At 72.2% G+C, this 18,282-nt stretch carries 18 protein-coding genes; 11 read left to right on the plus strand and 7 right to left on the minus strand.

Features of this window, described 5'->3' with window-relative positions; all coding sequences use genetic code 11:
* Window positions 1–138 precede the first annotated feature (138 nt).
* Complete coding sequence (locus tag ABII15_RS02685) at window positions 139–408, plus strand: DUF3253 domain-containing protein (RefSeq protein WP_353940616.1); 270 nt, start codon at window positions 139–141, stop codon at window positions 406–408.
* 8 nt (window positions 409–416) lie between these two features.
* On the opposite strand, the gene ABII15_RS02690 is transcribed toward ABII15_RS02685, so the two are convergent.
* Window positions 417–1,508, minus strand: a complete 1,092-nt coding sequence (locus ABII15_RS02690) for a tyrosine-protein phosphatase (protein ID WP_353940617.1) — start codon at window positions 1,506–1,508, stop codon at window positions 417–419.
* A gap of 373 nt (window positions 1,509–1,881) precedes the next feature.
* Here ABII15_RS02690 and ABII15_RS02695 point away from each other — a divergent pair, with 373 nt between their 5' ends.
* Window positions 1,882–2,292 carry a MarR family winged helix-turn-helix transcriptional regulator gene (locus ABII15_RS02695; protein ID WP_353940618.1) on the plus strand — a complete coding sequence of 137 codons (411 nt, stop codon included), beginning with the start codon at window positions 1,882–1,884 and terminating at the stop codon, window positions 2,290–2,292.
* On the opposite strand, the gene ABII15_RS02700 is transcribed toward ABII15_RS02695, so the two are convergent.
* The gene (locus tag ABII15_RS02700; protein ID WP_353940619.1) at window positions 2,265–3,020 is read right to left on the minus strand and encodes a GNAT family N-acetyltransferase; all 756 of its coding nucleotides are present in this window, start codon (window positions 3,018–3,020) and stop codon (window positions 2,265–2,267) included. The two genes, ABII15_RS02695 and ABII15_RS02700, sit on opposite strands and share 28 nt — an antisense overlap.
* A gap of 170 nt (window positions 3,021–3,190) precedes the next feature.
* Here ABII15_RS02700 and def point away from each other — a divergent pair, with 170 nt between their 5' ends.
* Window positions 3,191–3,847 carry a peptide deformylase gene (def, locus tag ABII15_RS02705; protein ID WP_353940620.1) on the plus strand — a complete coding sequence of 219 codons (657 nt, stop codon included), beginning with the start codon at window positions 3,191–3,193 and terminating at the stop codon, window positions 3,845–3,847.
* 3 nt (window positions 3,848–3,850) lie between these two features.
* Here the strand turns inward: def and ABII15_RS02710 are convergent, their stop codons facing one another.
* Window positions 3,851–4,645, minus strand: a complete 795-nt coding sequence (locus tag ABII15_RS02710) for a VOC family protein (RefSeq protein WP_353940621.1) — start codon at window positions 4,643–4,645, stop codon at window positions 3,851–3,853.
* 60 nt (window positions 4,646–4,705) lie between these two features.
* On the minus strand, window positions 4,706–5,359 hold the full coding sequence (locus ABII15_RS02715) for a TetR family transcriptional regulator (protein WP_353940622.1): 654 nt from the start codon (window positions 5,357–5,359) through the stop codon (window positions 4,706–4,708).
* Between the two features lie 82 nt (window positions 5,360–5,441).
* Here ABII15_RS02715 and ABII15_RS02720 point away from each other — a divergent pair, with 82 nt between their 5' ends.
* Window positions 5,442–6,374, plus strand: coding sequence for an oxidoreductase (locus ABII15_RS02720; RefSeq protein ID WP_353940623.1), 933 nt, complete (start codon window positions 5,442–5,444; stop codon window positions 6,372–6,374).
* Here the strand turns inward: ABII15_RS02720 and ABII15_RS02725 are convergent.
* Window positions 6,301–8,076 (minus strand): phosphatidylglycerol lysyltransferase domain-containing protein, encoded by a 1,776-nt coding sequence (locus ABII15_RS02725; RefSeq protein WP_353940624.1) that lies wholly within the window; start codon window positions 8,074–8,076, stop codon window positions 6,301–6,303. The genes ABII15_RS02720 and ABII15_RS02725 overlap by 74 nt on opposite strands.
* Window positions 8,077–8,238: 162 nt before the next feature.
* Between ABII15_RS02725 and ABII15_RS02730 the strand changes: the two genes are divergently transcribed.
* Window positions 8,239–9,462, plus strand: coding sequence for an alpha/beta hydrolase-fold protein (locus ABII15_RS02730; RefSeq protein ID WP_353940625.1), 1,224 nt, complete (start codon window positions 8,239–8,241; stop codon window positions 9,460–9,462).
* A 27-nt stretch (window positions 9,463–9,489) separates the two neighbouring features.
* Here ABII15_RS02730 and ABII15_RS02735 read toward each other — a convergent pair whose 3' ends face one another.
* The gene (locus ABII15_RS02735) at window positions 9,490–10,521 is read right to left on the minus strand and encodes an NlpC/P60 family protein (protein ID WP_353946942.1); all 1,032 of its coding nucleotides are present in this window, start codon (window positions 10,519–10,521) and stop codon (window positions 9,490–9,492) included.
* A 235-nt stretch (window positions 10,522–10,756) separates the two neighbouring features.
* Window positions 10,757–11,476 carry a class I SAM-dependent methyltransferase gene (locus ABII15_RS02740; protein ID WP_353940626.1) on the minus strand — a complete coding sequence of 240 codons (720 nt, stop codon included), beginning with the start codon at window positions 11,474–11,476 and terminating at the stop codon, window positions 10,757–10,759.
* A 368-nt stretch (window positions 11,477–11,844) separates the two neighbouring features.
* On the opposite strand from ABII15_RS02740, the gene rho reads away from it, so the two are divergent.
* The 6 genes from rho (at window position 11,845) to ABII15_RS02770 (ending at window position 18,233) form a co-directional block, all read left to right on the plus strand.
* Window positions 11,845–13,011 (plus strand): transcription termination factor Rho, encoded by a 1,167-nt coding sequence (gene rho, locus ABII15_RS02745; RefSeq protein WP_353940627.1) that lies wholly within the window; start codon window positions 11,845–11,847, stop codon window positions 13,009–13,011.
* A 30-nt stretch (window positions 13,012–13,041) separates the two neighbouring features.
* A complete protein-coding gene (locus ABII15_RS02750) occupies window positions 13,042–13,542 on the plus strand; it encodes a GNAT family N-acetyltransferase (protein WP_353940628.1) in 501 nt (166 codons plus the stop codon).
* A 74-nt stretch (window positions 13,543–13,616) separates the two neighbouring features.
* A complete protein-coding gene (locus ABII15_RS02755) occupies window positions 13,617–14,132 on the plus strand; it encodes an inorganic diphosphatase (RefSeq protein ID WP_353940629.1) in 516 nt (171 codons plus the stop codon).
* Window positions 14,133–14,446: 314 nt separating this feature from the next.
* Window positions 14,447–15,676 (plus strand): hypothetical protein, encoded by a 1,230-nt coding sequence (locus ABII15_RS02760; RefSeq protein ID WP_353940630.1) that lies wholly within the window; start codon window positions 14,447–14,449, stop codon window positions 15,674–15,676.
* A gap of 220 nt (window positions 15,677–15,896) precedes the next feature.
* Entirely contained in the window at window positions 15,897–17,405 is a 1,509-nt protein-coding gene (locus ABII15_RS02765; protein WP_353940631.1) for an MFS transporter, read from the plus strand.
* A gap of 117 nt (window positions 17,406–17,522) precedes the next feature.
* A complete protein-coding gene (locus ABII15_RS02770; RefSeq protein ID WP_353940632.1) occupies window positions 17,523–18,233 on the plus strand; it encodes a dienelactone hydrolase family protein in 711 nt (236 codons plus the stop codon).
* Window positions 18,234–18,282: the final 49 nt, after the last annotated feature.

Below are 18,282 nucleotides of genomic sequence, written 5' to 3' on the forward strand. Positions count from 1 at the left end.
ATGAGAACGCAATAGCCGTTCATCATTCCGCAAAAAGCTTAGGAAGAAACGCAATAAGGCAGCGATACGGAAGTGACCTTGTTACCGGGAGACGTCTCGTGCAGTGCGCCCCCACCGCGCCGGTGTGAACCTCAGAACATGAGCGACACTTCACGGGCGACCGATCAGCGCCTGGAGCAGGCCATCCTTCGTCTGCTGAATGAGCGTGCGGGGCGCTCCATCTGCCCTTCGGACGCGGCCCGCGCGGCGTACGAGGGCGAGGACGAGGGCTGGCGCGACCTCATGGAGCCTGCGCGCCGGGCGGCGGCCCGGCTGGTCGCGGCCGGGAAGGTCGAGGTCACTCAGCGGGGGCGCACCGTCGAGATCGACGGTGCGCGCGGCCCTGTCCGGATCCGCCGTCCACGGTGACCCGGCCCTCAGGGGGTGAGCAGCCGGTTCCGCAGGCTCTGGATGGTCGCGTCGTCGAGGCCGAGGCCCTTGTGGAGGTAGGCGTCGAAGCTGCCGTAGATGTGGTCGACCTCGGCGAACGCGGCGCGCAGCCAGGAGAGTTCGACCGCGTCGGGGTTGCCCGTGTAGTCGTTGCTGGCGAGGAAGTCGGCCTCGACGGTGGCGCGCGGGACGCCGAGCAGCGTGAGCAGCACGGCGGTGCCCCAGCCGGTGCGGTCCTTGCCCGCCGAGCAGTGGTAGACGGTCGCGCCCGTGTTGCTGTTCACGGCCGTGAGCAGGTCCTTGAAGGCGTGGTCGGCGCCGACGAAGTTGACCATGAACGGGTAGCCGATGGACTGCCCGAGGTCGGAGGAGCCGGAGAACAGTCCGGCCGCGATCGCCTGGGCGAGGGTCATCAGGGCCGGGTCGTGGAAGCTCACCCCGTGCGCCAGGGACACCACGTCGGCGACCTGATAGGTGACACCGGCGGGGACCTTGTCCGGCTCGTCCTTGCGCTCGAAGTAGTTGCGCAGGTCGATGTCGTGGGTGATGCCCTGGTCGACGACGCGTTGCTGCTCGGCGGCGGTGAGGCCGCTCAGCTTGTTGCTGCGGTAGACGATCCCGTACTTGACCCAGCGGCCGTCGCTCGTGCGGTAGCCGCCCGCGTCGCGGAAGTTCTTCGCGGAGGCGATGCCGAGGGAGCGTTCGGCGACGACGTAGGCGCCGCCGGTGTCGGGGGTCAGCTCGAAGTACCAGCGCCGGTCGGCCGCCAGCGCGCCTGCGGGGACCGTCAGGGTGCCGGTGCCCGCGGCGCTGCCGAGGGGGGTGCCGGGGTCGCTCGCGTCGGGCTTGGTGTGGGCGGTGACCTGGACGTGCGCCGCCGGCGACGACCAGGAGAGCGTGTACGAGCCGTCGGTGGCGAGGTGGGCGGCGGCCTGGGTGAACGGGACGGGCTGCGCCGCCGCGCGCTCCGCCGTGGTGGCGGGGGTGTGCGGTTCGGCCAGTGCCGGGTGGGCCAGGGCGGCGGTGCCGGTGAGGACCAGGGTGGCCAGTGCGGCTGCGGTCAGGCGTCTGGGCTGCATGGTCGGGCGTCTCCTCGCGGTGGGGGCGGCGACTTCGGCAGCCATGATGTCGACGGGGAGCGCCGGTTTGAACTGGAGCGTGGATCAAAGCGGGGGCGGTGGGGTTGTGACGGGTGACAAGAGGGGTGCGTGGTCGGGTGCGGCCCCGGTGGGGGCTGGTCGCGCAGTTCCCCGCGCCCCTGAAGCATGCGCTACGCGCAGCTTCCCCCCTGGGCGAGCGCAGCTCGCTTCCAGGGGCGCGGGGAACTGCGCGACCGGCCACGACGAGAGCCGCACCGCACAAGGCACCGCACCCAGTTGTACAGTGCAACCAGCGCAGCGAAAGGAACCGCACGTGGCACAGGGCGAGCGAGACGGAGGCCGGGAGGCAGCCGTGGAAGTGATTCAGCGGGAGCTGACGTCCTTCGCGCGGCGCGCGAGAGCGACGGCGGCCCGGCTCCACCCCGAGCTGTCACTGGTGTCGTACACCTTGCTCAGCCATCTCGACGAGCAGGGCGGCTGCCGCGCCACGGACCTCGCGGCGCACTACGCGCTGGACAAGTCGACGGTCAGCCGCCAGGTCTCCGCCCTGGAGCGGTCCGGGCTCGTCATGCGACGCGTGGACCCGGACGACCACCGGGTCCAGGTCCTGCACCCGACCGAGGCCGGCGCGGAGATTCTGCGGCAGGTGACGGTCAGCCGTCGGCAGATCTTCGGGGACCGCCTGACGGACTGGCCGGCGGACGATCTCGCGCGGTTCGCCGAGTACCTGGTGCGCTACAACGAGGCCGCGCGGGACGACTGACCGGCCACCGGCACCCGCGCGGTGCGGAACCGCGTGGTGCGGCGCAGCCGGAAGCCCAGCGCCTCGTACAGCCGGATCGCGTTCGTGTTGCCCGCGCCGGTGTGCAGGAACGGCGTCTCGCCGCGGTCCCTGATCCCGGCGGCGACGGCCCGCACGAGCCGGCCGGCGAGTCCCTGTCCGCGGTACGCGGGGTCGGTGCAGACGGCGCTGATCTCGGTGAAGCCCGGCGGGTGCAGCCGCTCCCCCGCCATGGCGGCCAGCACTCCGTCGCGCCGGATCCCCAGATACGTGCCGAGTTCGACGGTGCGCACCTCGAACGGTCCCGGCTCGGTGCGGGCCACCAGGTCCAGCATCTCCGGCACGTCGGCCTCGGTCAGCCGCACCGCCTCCGGGTCGTGCGCCGCGTCCACGGTGTCGTCGACGAACTGCACGCCGGGAATGTCGAAGACGGCCTCCCAGCCCGCGGGCAGTTCCGCGCTCGTGCCGAGCACCGGCACGGTGCCGTCGGCGGCGGCGAACGCGGCCAGGTCCGCCCAGTCCGCGGGCGTGACGTCGTCGGGCAGGGCCACCCACGGCGTCACGTCGGCCGGGTAGCGCAGCACCCGGCCGCGCCGCTCGGCGAAGCGCGCGTGCGGGCCGGTCAGAGCGGCGTACGCGGGGTTGTCCAGCGGGTGCGTCCCGGCATCGGGAAGGCCGGCGCCCCCGTGCTCCTCGTACGTCTGCGTCATACCGGTCCCCTTCGCCTGCGGTGGGTCGTGTTCCGTCGGGGCCGCTCCGTGTACCGGAGCGCCCCTCATCATCGAACCAGCAGGTCAGTGCCTTCATTCCCGTGCGCGCAGGGTGTTCATGAACCTGCAATGTGTTGCCGCGCGGTGATCGTTCTTGGCATGCTGGCGCGATGCCGACGATGCCGATCCACGACCAGGTCGACGCGCTGCTCGCCGCCGCCGACGCGGGCCCCCTGCCGATCGTCGCCGCCGGTGACCCGGTGCTGCGCCGCCCCGCCGAACCCGTCGACGGGCAGCTCTCCGACACCGCCCTCGCCCGGCTCGTCGAAGTGATGCGCCGCACCATGCACGAGGCGCCCGGTGTCGGCCTCGCGGCGCCGCAGATCGGGGTGGCGCTGCGGCTCGCGGTGCTGGAGGACGCGGCGACGGTGACCGAGGAGGTGGCGACGGCCCGGGGCCGGGTGCCGCAGCCGTTCCGGGTCCTGGTCAATCCGTCGTACGAAGCCGTGGACGGCGGGCGCCGGGTGGCGTTCTACGAGGGATGTCTGAGCGTGCCGGGCTACCAGGCGGTGGTCGCCCGGCACGAGCGGGTGCGGCTGCGCGCCCTGGACGAGCGCGGGCGCGCCGTCGACGAGGAGATCGGCGGCTGGCCCGCGCGAATCGTGCAGCACGAGACGGACCATCTGAACGGCACCCTGTATCTGGACCGTGCCGAACTGCGCTCCCTGGCGTCGACGCAGACGCGGGCGGCGGTGGAGCGCTGGGCGCAGCCGACACCCGTGCTGGCCGCTGCCGAGCTGGGTTTCGCGCTGCCGGAGTCCGGCTGACCGTCACTCCATGGGCGGCATCTCGCCCTGGGTCTTCGTGACGTCGATGACGGAGAACGCGCAGCCCTGCGGGTCGGCGACCGAGGCCATCCGGCCGAACGGGCTGTCCATCGGCCCGAAGTGCAGCTTGCCGCCGAGGCGCTGCACGGTGGCGACGGCGTCGTCGCAGTCCTCGACGACGAAGTACACGTTGACGTACGACGGCACGTGCTCCGGGAAGCCGTCGCCCATCTGCATCCGGCCGAGGACGGGCGCGTCGTCGAGCATCCAGACGTGGAAGTCGACGTGTTCGTCGGCGACCTTCTTGGCGTCGTAGGGGAAGACGGTCGTGAAGAACGCGTCGGTCTTGGCGGCGTCGCGGGTGTTGACCTCGGCCCAGCAGTACGCTCCGGGTTCGTTGACCGCCTCGAAGCCCTCGTGCGAGCCGGGCTGCCAGAGGCTGAACATGACGCCGGCCGGGTCCTGGACGGTGACCATGGTGCCGAAGTCGGAGACCGGCATCGGCTCCATCATCAGGGTGCCGCCCGCGCCCGTGATCTTCTCGGCGCTGGCCGCGACGTCGGGGGCGGCGAGGTAGAGGTTCCAGGACGGCGGGACGCCCTCCGCGCCGGGCATCTGCGGCACGAGGGCGGCGACGTGCTTGCCGTCGGCGTTCTTCGCCTGCGTGTAGTTGCCGAACTCCTCGGCTCCCGGGTCGTAGGTCCAGCCGAACAGTTCGGCGTAGAAGGCCTTCGCCGCCTCCAGGTCCGGATACATGGCATCGGCCCAGATGGGCGTGCCCTCGGGACGTACGGACATGACGCGCACCCTTCCGTGGGGGTGCCGGACGGCGGTGCGCCCGGCGGCTACGGTTCCACGCTAGGCGCGCGGGCCCCCGTCCGCGATCGGTGTGCGGGACTGCGTCCGGGGCGCGGGATCGAGCGCGGGCGCCACCACGGCGAACGCCTCGTCGAGGAGGGCCACCGGGTCCCGCGCCGCGTCGCCGGCGCTCCAGCGCCGCAGCACGACGTGGAACGTGGTGAGTGCGGTGCCCGCGGCCAGCGCCGGATACGGGTCGGCGGCGGGGTCGCGGCCGGTCCTGCGGGCCAGCTCCGCCGCGAGGTCGTCGCGCCAGCGATCCTGGTGCTCGAGGAACCGGCCGAGCAGCGCCGGTGTGCGCAGGATCAGCCGGACCACGCGCAGCGCGCGCTCGGAGTCGGCGGCGCAGGTGGTGACGGGCACCCGGACGGTGTGGAGCAGTGCCTCGGACGGCGTCTCGCCGTCCGGCCGGTCCGCGAGCGCGGTGCGCATGTCGTCGCCCATGCCGGCCAGGAACTGGACGACGACGTCCTCCTTGGACCGGAAGTACCGGAAGAACGTCCGCTTCGAGACCCCGGCCGACGCCACGATCTCGTCGACGGTGACGGCGTCGAAGCCTCTGACGGCCAGCAGTTGCAGCGCCGCCTCGGTCAGTTCGTCGGCGACGAGCTGCCGCTTGCGCTCGGCGAGGGTCGCATCGGCTCGGGTACTCACCCCGGCATCCTACATGCCGTGCCTTCTCTGGCACGGACAGCACTTCTTGACACCAAGTGCCATCGGAGTCAATCTGTGCCGCATGACACGGGAGCGATGGACCGATGACCGGATGTCCGACCAGAGCGGCCGCACGGCCGTCGTCACGGGGGCGAACAGCGGGGTGGGGCTCGCGACCGCCCGGGCACTCGCGCGGCGCGGGGCGCGGGTGGTCCTCGCGGTGCGCGACGTCGACCGGGGCCGCCGCGCCGCCGCCGACATCACCGCCGGGTTCCCGGCCGCCCGGCTCGACGTGCGCCACCTGGACCTGGCCGACCTCGACTCCGTCCGCGCGTTCGCCGACGGGACACGGGCCGAGCGGCAGCGGCTCGATCTGCTCGTCAACAACGCCGGGGTGATGGCGCCGCCGCGCACGCTCGGCGCGCAGGGCCACGAGGTGCAGTTCGCGACGAACCATCTGGGGCACTTCGCCCTCACCGGGCTGCTCCTCGACCTGCTCGGCCGGGGCGCCGATCCCCGGGTGGTGACGGTGAGTTCGCCCAATCACCGGCAGGGCCGGATCGACTTCGACGACCTGGACGGCGAGCGCGCCTACTCGCCCATGGGCCACTACGGCCAGTCGAAGCTCGCGAACGCCGTCTTCGGGCTGCACCTGCACCGGCTGCTCGCGCGGACCGACAGCCCGGTCCGCAGCGTGCTCGCCCATCCCGGGTACGTGGCGACGAATCTCCAGAAGGGAACCCCGGTCGCGGGAGTGCGGCTGCTGTACGGGCGGCTGCTCGCGCCGCTCGCCCAGAAACCGGCCGACGGAGCGCTGTCCGTGCTCTACGCGGCGACCGAACCGGGCGTCCGGGGCGGCGAGTTCATCGCGCCGGGCGGCCGGGGCGAGTTGCGCGGGGCGCCGACCAGGGTGGAGCCCGCGCCGCGCGCCACGGACGCCGTCACCGGCCGCCGCCTGTGGGAGGTGTCAGAGCGGCTGACCGGTGTGCGTTTCCCGCTGCCGGTGGCCGGTTGAACGGCCGGCGGCTCCGCGTCCACTGGCGCAGCCGCTCGGCGGGCCGGGGCAGGACCACGAACGCCTCGGCCTGGAGGCAGGCCCAGCCGATGCGGGGCAGGTCGCGGGCGGTGGGGTAGACGACGAAGCGGGGCTGCCACTCGGGCTGGAACTTGGCGTTGAACCGGTACAGCGACTCGATCTGGAACCAGCGGGAGACGAAGACCAGCAGGGACCGCCACACCCTCAGCACCGGTCCCGCGCCGAGCCGTTCGCCGCGCGCCAGCGCGGCGCGGAAGACCGCGAAGTTGAGGGAGACCCGGCTGACGCCGAGGGCGGGCGCGTCGCGCAGGGCGGCGACGATGAGGAGTTCGTTCAGACCGGGTTCGGCGGTGCGGTCGCGGCGCATCAGGTCGAGCGAGAGTCCGTCGCCGCCCCAGGGCACGAAGTGCAGCAGCGCGCGCACCTGTTCGTGTCCGGTCGCGTCCTTCTGGTGGGCGGTGACGACGACGCAGTCCCCGTCGGCGGGGTCGCCGAAGCGGCCGAGCGCCATGGAGAACCCGCGCTCGGTGGCGCTCCCCCGCCAGGCCGCGGCGGCCTCGCGGAGCTGCTGCTTCTCGGTGTCGTCGAGGTCGCGCACACGGCGGGTGCGGCAGGAGTACCCGGCGCGCTCGATGCGGTGCACCATCTGCCGTACGTTGCGCATGGCGCGCCCGGAGAGGGTGAACGCGGCGCAGTCGACGATGGCCTCGTCGCCCAGCTCCAGGGCGCGCAGGCCTCCTTCGCGGATCCACACCTGTCCGCCGAGTTCGCTGCAGCCCATGACCGCGGGGGTCCAGGCGTGCCGCTCGCACCGGTCGAGGAACTCCTTGATGGCGCCGGGCCAGGCCTCGGGATCGCCGATCGGATCACCGCCGGCGAGGGCGACGCCGGAGACGACCCGGTAGCCGATGGCCGCCTTGCCCGTCGGGGAGAACAGGACGGACTTGTCACCGCGCAGCGCGAAGTAGCCGAGCGAGTCGCGCCGCCCCTCGCGGTCGAGGAGGGCGCGCAGCCGGGCCGAGCCGTCCGCGGGCACGAGCCGCACCGGACGCAGCACGAGGTACGTCGTGGTGGCGCCGGTGACCAGACCGAGTGCGAGCAGCGACAGATGCACGGCGTCGCCGACACCGTCGGACGCGTACGTCAGGGGTCCACCCGCGCCCACGAGCCCGTACGCCACCTGCTGTACACGGTCGCCGAACGAGATCCGGCCTCCGGCCTCGTCGCCCGCGCGCACCCCGACGATCAGCAGGCCGATGCCGAAGCTGAGCGTGCCGAGCACGAGCAGATTGCTCAGGGCGCGGATACGGCCGCGCGGGTCGCTGCGGGCGTGGAACTCGCCGCGGAACACGACGAGTCCGGCGCACAGCAGCGCGGAGACGGCCGCGGCGACGAACGCGTGATGGCGCAGTCCCTGGATGACGGCGCTGCCCGCGAGCAGCACGACGGCGGCCTCCCAGGCCCGCCGTTTGCGGCGGCGCAGGCCGCGCGCGAGCAGTACGAGGAGGAGGCCCGAGGCGAGCGCGGCGGCGCGGGCGATGTCGTCGGCGAGCCCGGGGACGTAGGGCGCGATGCGCTCGATACGGGTGACGCGGACGTGCGGGAAGACGGCCGTCGCGATGTCGAGGAGCCCGATGAGCAGGCACGTGTGACCGGCCACGGCGGCAGGGCGAGGTTTCACAGCCGCCGAGCGTAGGGACGCCGGACTCCGGTGGAGTAAGAGCGGGTGAGGAGGAGGGTAAGAAGGCGCGCCGCGGCCAACCAGCCTGCCCCTCGCGGTCTCTTCACCGGAGGAAGCTGCGGGTTCGGCGGGTGCGTCGCCCGGGCGAGAGGAGAGGTGCGGATGGGCCTGACGAGTCGGACGTTGCTGTACGCGACGGTGCTGATCGCATTGGGCTGCGTGGGTCTGACGGTGTGGGTGTGGCCACGTCTCGCGAGCCGGGGCCCGCTGCCCGTGCTCGGCAGGCTCGGGGCGATCGTGGTGACGCAGTTCGCCGTGCTGCTGGCGTGCGCGGTGGCGGTGAACGGTGAGTTCGAGTTCTACGGCACGTGGGACGAACTGCTCGGCCATGTGTCGACCGCTCCCGCGCACATCGCCGAACTCGGCACCGGGAGCGGGGTCTACGCCCAGCACACCGAGCTGGTGCAGCCCGCCGGGCCGCAGGGCCTGGACCGCGTCAAGGGGCTGCCGGTGGGGCCGCCCGCGAAGGTCGGGCGGGTGGAGTCGGTGCGCATCATCGGGCGGCGCACCCGCGCGATCGACCCGGCGTTCGTGTATCTGCCGCCGCAGTACTTCCAGCGCCAGTTCCACCGGCAGCGCTTCCCGGTGATCGTGGCGATCAGCGGTTATCCGGGCGGGATCATGAATCTCGCCTCGTTCCTGCACGTGCCGCAGACCGCGGGTCAGCTGGAGCGGGCGAACCGGTTGCAGCCGACGGTGATCGTGATGGTGCGGCCGACGATCGCCCCGCCCCGGGACACCGAGTGCGTGGACGTGCCGGGCGGGCCGCAGGCGGAGACGTTCTTCACCAAGGACCTGCCGGAGGCGGTCAAGGCGGCCTACCGGGTGGGCCACGACCCGAGCGCGTGGGGTGCGCTCGGCTACTCGTCGGGCGGCAGCTGCGCCCTGCAACTCGCGCTGCGCGACCCGAAGGTGTACACGTCGGCCGCCGCGCTGTCGGCCGACTACAAGGTGAGCGACGATCTGACGACGGGCAGCCTGTTCGGTTCGGGACCGCTCGCCGCGCGCCGCGCGGAGGGCCACGACCTGATCTGGCGGCTGCACCATCTGCCGGTGCCGCGGGTGTCGGTCCTGGTGGCCAGCAGCCGGCAGGGCGAGCGGGACTACGGGCCCACGCTGCGGTTCCTCAAGGCGGTGCGGGCGCCGATGACGTCGGCCCGGATCATCCTGCCGCGCGGCAGCCACCACTTCACCACATGGGTGCGCGAGATCGGGCCCGCGATGGAGTGGATGGGGCAGCAGCTGACGTTCCCCCAGGACACGACACCGGCGCCACGCCCGCCGCGCAGGACCGCGCAGGCCGCGGCACCGCCGAAAAGGCGGTGACGCCGGGCCGGGCGCCGGGTGGCCGGATCAGCCCGCGACGCGGACGCCGAACTGGAAGCTGCCGATCGTGCTCATCGACTCGTAGCGGACGACGGCGCCCGGGTACGGGGCGTGGATCACCTGGCCGTTGCCCGCGTAGAGGCCCACGTGCTCGGTGTTGTTGAAGAAGACGAGGTCGCCGGGCTTGAGGGCGCTCATGCCGATGTGGGCTCCGTCGTTGACCTGGGTGTACGTGACCCGGGAGATCTGGACGCCGGCCTGCGCGTACGCCCACTGGGTCAGGCCCGAGCAGTCGTAGGAGTTGGGGCCGGTGCCGCCGCGGACGTACGGCTTGCCGATCTGGCTGGCGGCGGCACTCAGGGCGGCGGCGCCGAACTTGGAGCCGGCGACCTCGTCGCCGAGGTCGACGCGGCTCGCGGAGGAGCGGCTGGCGCGGGTCTCGGCGTCGGCCATGGCCTTGCGCTCGGCGGCGGTCAGGGAGTTGAGGAGCTTCTGCGCCTCGCTCAGCTTGCCCTGGATCTCCCGCTTCTTCTTGCCGAGCTCGGTGCGGGTGTCGGCGAGGTCCTTGAGCTTCTCGGACGCCTCGGCACGCTCCTGGGCGAGCGTGCGCTGCTTCGCCTGGACCTTCTTCAGTGACTCCAGCTGCTGTGCGGAGAGCGAGTCGAGCGTGGACGCCTTGTCGAGGTAGTCGTCCGGGTTCGCGGAGAGGAAGAGCTGCACCGAGGCGTCGATGCCGCCGGAGCGGTACTGCTCGCTGGCCATCGCGCCGATGCCGGCGCGCAGTTCGTTCAGCTCGCTCTGCTCGCGCGCGACCTTGTCCTGGAGCCGGCCGATCTCCTTCTCCAGCCTGTCCTGGTTCTCCTTGGCCCCGTCGTACTGGTTGGTGGCCCGCTCCGCCTCTTCGTAGAGCTTGTCGACCTTGGCCTTGACCTCGCTCTTCGTGGGCTTCGGGGCCGCGTTGGCGGCCTGGGAGGTCAGGGCGACGGCCGCGGCGGCGGTCGCGGTGAGCACGGTCACGCGGGTGCGGCTCGGCTGCTTGGGTCGACGGTGGGACGCCACGAAGGCGAGCTCCTTCATCCTCCGGCCGCCCACGGAGGAGCCCATGGACGGTGTCCCTCCACCGTCACGCACCTGATGTGAGTGATCGCCCGAGTGGAAGGTCGAAGCCCTGACACTAGTGACCTTCCTGTGACCATTTCAAAGTCTGTTGTGAAAAAACTCGGTCATACCCTGCATTCTTTGCACACAATTCACGTGCAGTAATGCCTATTTGACGCTGTGTCGCGTTCCGGAGTCATCCCGCGTCCCGGCGCGTGGCGACGACGAGCGCGCACCGCGGACTGCCGTCGGGCCGCTCTCCCAGCTCGGGCAGGCTCCGCAGCTCCAGGTCGAAGCCCGCGCGGTCCAACTCCCGGCGCACATCGCCGAAACGGAACACCCGGTAGTACATGACGAACGGCGGCCGCCACAGCGCGTTGCGCACCCGCATCACCGCGTCGAAGCCGAGCATGGCCCAGTAGCCGCGCGAGCCGGGCCGCGCGGGTGCGGGCATCGGGAACACGAACTGCCCGCCGGGGCGCAGCACCTGGTGCACCTGGGCGAACAACTCCGCCTGCTGGCGCGGCAGGAAGTGCCCGAACGCACCGAAGCTGACCACCAGGTCGAAGACGGGCCCGAACGGCAGGGCGAGCGCGTCCGCGCGCACGTACGACGCCGTGGGCTCGCCGCGCCGGGCGACGTCCAGCATGCCGGCGCTGAAGTCGACCCCGACGGCCCGCTCGGCGCACACCTCCCACAGCACGCCGAGCCCCGCGCCGGTGCCGCAGCACAGATCGAGCCCGGTCCGGTAGGGGCCGAGTGCGCGCAGGGCGCGCGTGACCGGAGCGAGGATGGCGTCCGGGGTCCGGAACGGCGTCTGGTCGAACTTCGGCGCGAGCAGGTCGTAGCCGTGCTCGACCGACGACAGCGCCTGAACGGCCAGTTCGCGGAGGGTGGGGCCCTGAGGGGTGAACATGGCCGCTCAGCATAGGTCGGCGGCCCCGGGAAGTCCGGGCTTGCCGCGCACCCGGGGTGGCGTGGTACTGTCCGAGTGGTACTTGTGTACGCCTCCCCTTCTCCCCATCGGGGCCAACGAGGCGCTCGTACCGAATCTCTCTTCTCAGCGCCTCCAGCGCACTCAGTCCCGCCGTTCTCGGCGCGCTGTCGCTCTGGCGCACGTCATCCCTGGTCAACGGGTTCTGACGGGTTCCGTCCCGCCCCCGTTCCAGGTTCTTCTCCCGGCAGGCCGGGCGTGACAAGTCCGCCCGCCCCTCGGATCGCCGGAATCCCACCCCCCTTCTCTGCCCGCGTACGAACGCCGTCCGCGAAAGGACCCTGATCCCCATGACCACCACCACACTCCGTGCGCCGGAACGGTCCGGCGCCGCCACGTCCACCGAAGCCCCCGTCAGCGCGGCCGGTGTCCTCGACATCGCCGGGAACGGCGCCGGATTCCTGCGCTCCCCCGGCCTGGTGCCCACGCCGGACGACGTCCAGGTCCCGGCCCAGCTCATCCGCCAACGCGGCCTTCGGGCCGGCGACTTCGTCACCGGGGTGTGCGGCAGGCCGCGCACCCTCGCCCGCGTCGAGACCGTCGAGGGCCTTCCCGCGGACACGGCGCGCAGCCGCCCGCGGTTCGCCGACCTCACCCCGCTCCATCCGGACCGCAGGCTGCGCCTCGACAGTCCCGCGGGCGGCCTCGCGGGCCGTGTCGTCGACCTGGTCGCGCCCGTCGGGAAGGGGCAGCGCGGCCTGATCGTCGCACCGCCCAAGACCGGCAAGACGGTCCTGCTCCAGCAGCTCGCCGCCGCGATCGCCGACCGCCATCCCGAGGCCCATCTGATGGTGGTCCTCCTCGACGAACGTCCCGAGGAGGTCACCGACATGCGCCGCTCGGTGCGCGGCGAGGTGCTCGCCTCGACCTTCGACCGGCCCGCCAAGACCCATATCGCGCTCGCCGAACTCGCCGTGGAGCGCGCCAAGCGCCTCGTCGAGCGGGGCGTCGACGTGATCATCCTGCTCGACTCCCTCACCCGGCTGTGCCGGGCCCACAACAACGCCGCCGCGGTGTCGTCGAAGGGCGGCCGCACGCTGTCGGGCGGAGTCGACGCGGCCGCGCTGCTCGGCCCCAAGCGGCTGTTCGGAGCGGCCCGCAACACCGAGGAGGCCGGTTCGCTGACCATCCTCGCGACGGCGCTGGTCGACACCGGTTCACGCGCCGACGACTACTACTTCGAAGAGCTCAAGAGCACCGGCAACATGGAGCTGCGCCTGGACCGCACCCTCGCCGACGCCCGCGTCTTCCCGGCCGTCGACATCACCCCGTCCGGCACCCGCAGGGAGGAGCTGCTGCTGCCCGCCGCCGAGCTGGCGGCCGTGAGCGGACTGCGCCGGGCCCTCCAGGGCCGCGACGGGCGCTCCGGCTACGAGGCGCTGCTGGACAAGCTCCGCAAGACCCCCGACAACGCCGCGTTCCTCCGCCAGGTCCGCGGGACCGTCCCCACGGCGTGAGGGGCACCGCCGATGAGCAATACTCGTGTGATGACCGCGAGCATGACGCGCCCGGGACGCGGGCCGTCCGCGACGATCCGCCGGGCCACCGCACGGGACGCCAAGCGCCTCACCCGCCTCGTGCGCGGCTCCAGGGCCTACGAGGGCCGGTACGCGGCGATGGTCGCGGGCTACCGCGTCGGCCCCGCCTACATCGACACCCACCGGGTCTTCGTGGCGGTCGACGGGGCGGCGGGGGACGGTGAGCGGATCCTCGGCTTCTACTCACTCCTGATCGACCCGGCCGAGCTGGACCTGATGTTCGTCGCCGACGCGGCGCAGGGCCGCGGCATCGGGCGACTGCTGGTCGACCACATGCGGCAGGAGGCCCGCGCCGCCGGGCTCGACCGCGTACGGGTGGTGTCCCATCCGCCCGCCGAGGGTTTCTACCGCAGCGTGGGAGCCCTGCGCACCGGTACCGCCCCGGCCTGTCCGCCGGCCGTCGCCTGGGACCGGCCGGAGCTCGAATTCGCCCTGCACCCCGGCGCCTGAGGGGTTCCGCCCTCGTCGCCTTCGGCGCACACTCGGGGCACCGAACCGGGCGACCATGGGGCAAGGAGGCCACATTGGGCGGCAGTGAGGCACACGCCGAGGCGTTCGACGTGATCGTGGAGATCCCACAGGGTTCTCGCAACAAGTACGAGATGGACCACGAGCTGGGCCGCATCCGCCTCGACCGGATGCTGTTCACCTCCACCCAGTACCCCGCGGACTACGGCTACGTCGAGGGCACGCTCGGCGGCGACGGCGACCCGCTGGACGCCCTGGTGCTGACCGACGACGCCACCTTCCCCGGCTGCGCCGTCGAGTGCCGCGCGATCGGCATGTTCGTGATGAGCGACGAGAAGGGCCCCGACGAGAAGATCCTCTGCGTCCCCGCCCACGACCCGCGCCACCGCTCCGTGCAGGACATCGAGGACATCCCGGAGTTCGACCGCCTGGAGATCACCCACTTCTTCGAGGTCTACAAGGACCTGGAGCCCGGCAAGTCGGTCGAGGGTTCGCACTGGGAGGGCCGCGACAAGGCGTACGAGGAGATCGCCCGGGCCCGCGCGGCGCTGCGCGGGCCGCGCGCCGGCTGACCGGGGCGCCCGGCGGAATCCGGGCCGTTCGGCCCCGCGACAGGGTCGATCGGCCCACCTTCAACCAACCCCCGCCCTGAGATGCTGCTGCGCAGAGCCTCCCGCGCGCCCGCTCTCCCGCCGCGGCGCACGGTAGAGGCCCGGGCCCGTCGGTCGTGGGCGGGGGAGCCTCGAGCGACGGGCCCGGCACGGGGTCGACGGCGCGTGCAGCGGGCCGGGACGCGCGACGCGACAACTGACGCGCAAATCAGCCCAATCGGAGCGATAAAGTGGTCCGTCAACCCACACGCGCCCGATCACCCAGGAGCATCTACGTGACCGTAGCCATCGACGCCTCCGAAGCAGCGGCCCCGAGCGGCGACGACTCCGTACCGCCGCAGGCCGCGGAGTCCACGCCCGCGGTCGACGCGCCGGGGAGCACGACGGACGAGGAGGCGGGCAACTTCTGGCAGCCCCCGGCGGACACCACGGCCGCCGCGCCGGGGCGCTCGGAGGGGGCCGAAGAGGCTGAGGAGGCCGAGGAGCCGGAGGAGGACGCCCTCGGCGAGGTGCCGGAGGCGATCACCCGGGACGCGCACGAGTTCGGCGTGTACGCGCGCACCGGCGGCTGGGCGTTCGCGCTGAAGGTGGCGCGCAGCGTGCGCCCCGGCGGGCAGCCGGCCGGTGAGACGTCCAAGGTCTCGGCGCGCAGGTTCGCCGGGCTCGCCGGCTGCTCGGCCGACCGCGTCATGCGCTTCTACAAGGCGTGGGACCGCGCGGCGGACGACGGCATCGTGCCGCAGTTCGAGTCGTTGGCGCCGGGGGCCGAGATCGAGCTGCCCGAGGCCGATGTCTGGCTGTCGTACTACGTCTCGCGCTCCAGCGGCACGTCCGTGCGCGGCCAGGCGATCACCGAGGCCGCCGAGGCGGAGGGCATCCGGCCGACGAAGGCGCTGGAGGTCGCGGAGAACCCGACGGCGCTGCGGGCCGCGATCCTCGCCGACCCGGGCACCGCGGAGGCCGCCCGCAAGGCGCTGATGGACCGGCTCGGCGAGGACCCGGTGCTGCGCACGGGGATGGCGCGGGACATCGTGCGCACCGACGACCTGAAGAAGGCGGTCGCCGAGGAGAGCAAGACCGGCGGCCAGCTCGACTACGTACGGAAGATCGTCGAGGAGGGGCAGGTCAAGACGCCCGCGGGGCAGAAGATCGAGGCTCCGCGCTCGCTGCGCGAGGAGGCCGAGCGCCACCTGTCCCTCATCGACGAGCTGGACGAGGACGAGGAGACCGGCGAGTGGGCCCAGGAGGCCTACGACAGCGTGCGCACGCTGGTCGCCGAGACCGTCGAGAAGGACCCCGAGCTGCGGGTCCAGGAGCGGCGCGCGAAGTTCTACAGCAGCCTGCAGAAGGCGACGAAGGCGTTCGAGGAGCTGACCTTCGACGACGTCGACGGCGAGGAGATGGACGACATCGTCGAGGACGACATGCTGCAGCGCCTTGAGGAGCTCCAGCAGGCGATCTCGACCTGCATCTCGGCCCTGCAGAAGGCCAAGAGCGGCAGCTGAGTCCGCCGCACCGCACCGCCGATGCCCGGCGCTCCCCCACGGGAGCGCCGGGCATCGGCGCGTTCGTGGGGGTGTTACCTCGGTCACCCACCGAGCGAAACGTTGCCGTTTCGCTAGTGAGAGGCTTACGATCCTCGAAGACCGGAACGAAACCGTTTCGTTCACTTAGCTTACGCGGTTCTTATGCGGCCGCGGCTCTCACTTCCCTGGAGTGGCTCCCATGTCTCAGACCTCCGCGGTCGAGGCCACCGACGCCTCCGCCCGGCGCCCGCAGGACACCCACGACGTGTCCCGCAAGCGCTGGTGGATTCTCGGCATCATCGGCATCGCCCAGCTGATGGTCGTGCTCGACGCGACCATCGTGAACATCGCGCTCCCCTCGGCCCAGCAGGACCTGGGCTTCAACGACGGCAACCGGCAGTGGATCGTCACGGCGTACGCGCTCGCCTTCGCCTCGCTCCTGCTGCTCGGCGGCCGCATCGCCGACCTCTTCGGCCGCAAGCCGGCCTTCCTCATCGGCATCGCGGGCTTCGCGGGTGCCTCGGTCCTCGGCGGCGCCTCCACCGGCTTCGGGATGCTGGTGACGGCGCGTGCCCTGCAAGGCGTCTTCGGCGCGCTGCTCGCCCCGGCGGCGCTGTCGCTGCTCAACACGACGTTCACCGACGCCAAGGAGCGCGCCAAGGCGTTCAGCGTCTACGGCGCGATCGCCGGTGCGGGCGGCGCGGTCGGACTGCTGCTCGGCGGTCTGCTGACCGACGCGCTCGACTGGCGCTGGACGCTGTACGTGAACGTGGTCTTCGCGATCGTCGCCTTCGCGGGCGGCTGGCTGCTGCTGGGCAGCCACCGGGACGCCGCCGGCTCCAAGCTGGACCTGCCCGGCACGGTGCTCGTCTCGGCCGGTCTGTTCTCGGTCGTGTACGGGTTCAGCAACGCGGAGACCCACGACTGGGGCTCCCCGCTGACCTGGGGCTTCCTGCTCGCGGGCGGGGCGCTGCTGGCCGCGTTCACCTGGTGGCAGACCCGGGCCGCGCACCCGCTGCTGCCGATGCGCGTCCTGCTCGACCGGGACCGGGCCGCCTCGTTCATCACCGTGCTGATCACGGGCGCGGGCATGTTCGGCGTGTTCCTGTTCCTCACGTACTACCTGCAGCTGAACCTCGGCTTCAGCCCCACGAAGACCGGTGTCGCGTTCCTGCCGATGATGGCCACGCTGATGGTCATGGCGCAGATCTCGACCACGGTCCTGGTGCCGCGGATCGGCCCGAAGATCATCATTCCCGGCGGGTTCGCCGTCGCCGCGCTCGGCATGGCCTGGCTGACCGGGATCGGTCTCGACTCCGGGTTCTCCACCCACGTACTGCCGCAGCTGCTCGTGATCGGCGCGGGCCTGGGCGCCGTGATGCCGCCCGCGATGTCGCTGGCCACCAGCGGGATCGGCGCCGAGGACGCGGGCGTCGCCTCGGCGACGGTCAACACCATGCAGCAAGTGGGCGGTTCGATCGGCACCGCCCTGCTGAGCACCCTCGCGGCGAGCGCCGCCACCAGCTACCTCGCGGGCCGCAACCCGGCGGACAAGCTGACCCAGGCGCAGGCCACGATCGAGAGCTACACGACCGCGTTCTGGTGGTCGGCGGGCTTCTTCGCCGCCGGCGCGGTCATCACCTTCCTGCTGTACCGGCGTGGGGCTGTGCGGCAGGACGCGACGGCGGCACCGGTCGTCCACATGTGACGCCGACCGCCGTCCGGCCAGGGGCCGCCGTCCTCAGGGAGACGGCGGCCCCTTCGCGTTCCCGGGCGGCCGGGTGGCAGGGTGGGAGTGATCACCGGACCACACAGGAGTCACCTCATGTCGGAATCCCCCCGTTCCACCGGCAAGCCCGCCCACCAGAACGTGACGTTCGACAGCAACGGCACGCCCGCCCACGGCTATCTGGCGCTGCCGCCCGCGGGCAGCGGGCCCGGTGTCATCGTCATCCAGGAGTGGTGGGGTCTGACCGACCACATCGCCGACGTCACCGACCGGCTGGCGGCGGAGGGCTTCGTGGCGCTCGCCCCCGACCTGTACGGCGGGAACGTGGCGCACGACTCCGAGGAGGCGTTCCGCATGATGCGGGAGCTGCCGGTGGAGCGCGGCGTGGAGCTGCTGTCGGGCGCCGTGGACCATCTGCTGGCCCTGCCCGAGGTCACCTCGGACACGGTCGGCACGGTCGGCTTCTGCATGGGCGGCGGCTTCGTGCTGTACCTGGCCGCGAAGGACCCGCGGGTGAGCGCGGCCGTCCCGTTCTACGGCGTCATCCAGGGCGAGGTCCCCGACTTCTCGGGCCTGAGGGCCCAGATCCTCGGCCACTACGGGGAGCGCGACGAGACGGTCCCGGTCCCCACCCTGGACGGCCTGGCCCGCACGATCCGCGAGCAGTCGGGCATCGAGCCGGACTTCCGCATGTACCCGGCGGACCACGCGTTCTTCAACGACGGCCGCCCGGAGGTCTACGACGCGGACTCGGCACAGAAGGCCTGGACGGCGACGACGAACTTCCTGCACTCGACCATCAAGTAGCAGTAGATCAAGCCCCTCCGGCGTTTGAGGAGCGGGGTCCGGGGCGGAG

It is taken from the genome of Streptomyces sp. HUAS MG91, assembly GCF_040529335.1.
Classification (GTDB): domain Bacteria; phylum Actinomycetota; class Actinomycetes; order Streptomycetales; family Streptomycetaceae; genus Streptomyces; species Streptomyces tabacisoli.

Bases quoted from the DNA above. Each gene is read 5' to 3' on its own strand.
- ABII15_RS02685 (WP_353940616.1), top strand. From the start codon at position 139: ATGAGCGACACTTCACGGGCGACCGATCAGCGCCTGGAGCAGGCCATC.
- ABII15_RS02690 (WP_353940617.1), bottom strand. From the start codon at position 1,508: ATGCAGCCCAGACGCCTGACCGCAGCCGCACTGGCCACCCTGGTCCTC.
- ABII15_RS02700 (WP_353940619.1), bottom strand. From the start codon at position 3,020: ATGACGCAGACGTACGAGGAGCACGGGGGCGCCGGCCTTCCCGATGCC.
- def (WP_353940620.1), top strand. From the start codon at position 3,191: ATGCCGACGATGCCGATCCACGACCAGGTCGACGCGCTGCTCGCCGCC.
- ABII15_RS02710 (WP_353940621.1), bottom strand. From the start codon at position 4,645: ATGTCCGTACGTCCCGAGGGCACGCCCATCTGGGCCGATGCCATGTAT.
- ABII15_RS02720 (WP_353940623.1), top strand. From the start codon at position 5,442: ATGACACGGGAGCGATGGACCGATGACCGGATGTCCGACCAGAGCGGC.
- ABII15_RS02730 (WP_353940625.1), top strand. From the start codon at position 8,239: ATGGGCCTGACGAGTCGGACGTTGCTGTACGCGACGGTGCTGATCGCA.
- ABII15_RS02740 (WP_353940626.1), bottom strand. From the start codon at position 11,476: ATGTTCACCCCTCAGGGCCCCACCCTCCGCGAACTGGCCGTTCAGGCG.
- rho (WP_353940627.1), top strand. From the start codon at position 11,845: ATGACCACCACCACACTCCGTGCGCCGGAACGGTCCGGCGCCGCCACG.
- ABII15_RS02750 (WP_353940628.1), top strand. From the start codon at position 13,042: ATGACCGCGAGCATGACGCGCCCGGGACGCGGGCCGTCCGCGACGATC.
- ABII15_RS02765 (WP_353940631.1), top strand. From the start codon at position 15,897: ATGTCTCAGACCTCCGCGGTCGAGGCCACCGACGCCTCCGCCCGGCGC.
- ABII15_RS02770 (WP_353940632.1), top strand. From the start codon at position 17,523: ATGTCGGAATCCCCCCGTTCCACCGGCAAGCCCGCCCACCAGAACGTG.